Here is a 2,156-nt window from a genome sequence, read left to right as displayed (position 1 = left end):
ACGTAGGGTCGGGCCGGAGCGCCCTGTCTGTCTTTCGACAGGTGGGTTTCTCCGGCCCGCCCTCCGAACCGGACGTGCGACTTTCACCGCATCCGGCTCTCCACGAGTTCATGCCGCTGGAGCGGGAATAACAACTTCCCGGCTTGCCCATGGTGTAGGGATTCGATGACCCCGGTACCGGTATCGGGTCACCAATACCGCGTGGGGCCGGAACAATTCCAGTTTCCCTTCCCTGATCTGCCAGTCCGGCCAGAACCGACGGCGCAGGGTTCCCCAGCCCAGGCCCCGGTGTCGTTTACGGATCCATCCGGTTACCCGCCACCATAAGAAATGGTCGAGGTATTGGAAGGTCGCTTTGGACACCCCGTGCCTGAAGTAGTTACACCAACCTCTTAGCACCGGCGCAAGTCGATGCAGCAAGTCGGCAAGCGTACGATGTCTGTTCCGGCGGGTCAGCTCCCGGACTTTCCCCACGATGGAGTTGAGTGCCCGCTTCGAAGGCCAGGTGTAGATATGCTTTCTGGCCGTTCCTCTCTTCGTGCGCCGCTGGATGCGGAACCCGAGAAAGTCAAAGCCCTCGTCGATGTGGCAAACTCTCGTCTTCTCCTCCGAAAGGCGTAACCCCATCGGGGAGAGGATGCTGGCGACTTCATCCCACAGAGCATCAGCGTTCTGCCGAGTTCCGGATACCATCACCACGAAGTCATCCGCGTAACGGACAATGCGGTAATAGCCTCCTCCGGCTTGGCGGTGCCTTTGCTTGGCCCACCCAGAGGACAACTCTCGCTGTTTGGCAGCGAAGTGCCGATCCAGGCCTGACAGGATGATGTTCGCCAGAAGTGGAGAGAGAATACCTCCCTGCGGAGTACCGGTGTCACCATACCGGGTGACCGCTCCCTCCGAGAGGATCCCAGATTTCAGGAACGCGGAAACCAGATGGAGGACCCGCTTGTCAGCGATACGGCCACGTACCTGCCGCAAGAGCGCGCCGTGGTCGATCTCATCGAAGCATGCCGCGATGTCCGCCTCGAACACCCAATGAAACTTCTTCGTGCCCAAGAAGTGGATCTCGGCGATGGCATCCTGGGCCCGCCTTCGGGGACGGAAGCCATACGAACATGGCAAGAAATCCGCCTCGAAAATGGGCTCCAACACCAGCTTCAACGACGCCTGCACCACACGGTCGGCCGCAGTTGGGATTCCCAGACGCCGGACCTTGCCGTTCGCCTTGGGAATCTGAGCCTCCCGTACAGGGGCTGGCCGGAAACTACGGGACTTCAACTCCTCGCGAAGCCTCCGCAGAAAGCGTTCCGCCTGGACCCCGATGTCCAGTGGTCTGACGTCGTCAATACCGGCCGCGCGGCGGCCAGTATTGGTCCGCACCCGCTCCCACGCCACAGCGAGGAAGCACGGGTGATGGACGAGGTTGAACAGATCATCGAACCTGCGGTCAGAATCATCGACCGCCCAATGGTGCAGTTTGCGCTGCATCCTGCGTACCCACAGCTCGGCTGTATCAAAGTCCGGCCATGGTGCACCCGTATTCACCGGTGACCTCCACAGTCTGTCCTACTCACTACGAACCCGCTGGAGCCCTTCGCCATGTGACCGGCTTTCCCGGCCTCGGACTACTACGGCTCCTCCGCCCCGCCTGGCGGCATCGACCGGCGATGGGTCTTCCCTCGTTTCCACGACTGGCTGCCGGGAGACGGAAAGGACCGCTAGGCGGTTCCCGTGTTCACTGATTACCGATCGACAGGTGAGGCGTCCGGCCTTTGCCCCTGCGGCATCGTCGTGATTACGCCGCAGGCTTTCATCACGACCTCCCAACCGTCATACGCGTAACGGGGCAGGAGTTTCCCACGCTGAGCGAGCAGCACGGGTGCGCACCGCAACCCAGCCCATATCCGCCAGATTTGAGCTGGTGGGACGCTTAAGGGGCTTTCAACGCCGATTCCTCTCGTACACCTTCCTGTCTCGCTAGCCGGGCCCACGCCGTCTGGCAGTGCCGACGAGTCCCGTCGTTGTCAGGGCTGCTTGCCGCCCTCCCCGGCATCCCCCGGATCAGGCTGCCCTCAGCTTCACCACGCTGCTGCGACAGCGCAGCGGCGAAGGTCTCCCACCTCCACTCGGATAATCAGCGCCTCACGGCGCTC

General features: G+C 61.9%; 1 protein-coding gene. It reads right to left on the bottom strand.

All coding sequences use genetic code 11. The features are described from left to right. Window positions 1-108 precede the first annotated feature (108 nt). Window positions 109-1,548: a group II intron reverse transcriptase/maturase gene (gene ltrA / locus ACWDSL_RS53160; protein ID WP_450496939.1), complete on the bottom strand. Its 1,440-nt coding sequence runs from the start codon at window positions 1,546-1,548 to the stop codon at window positions 109-111. Window positions 1,549-2,156: the final 608 nt, after the last annotated feature.

Source organism: Streptomyces sp. NPDC000941, from assembly GCF_053599555.1.
This window is presented reverse-complemented; position numbering and strand designations above follow the sequence as displayed.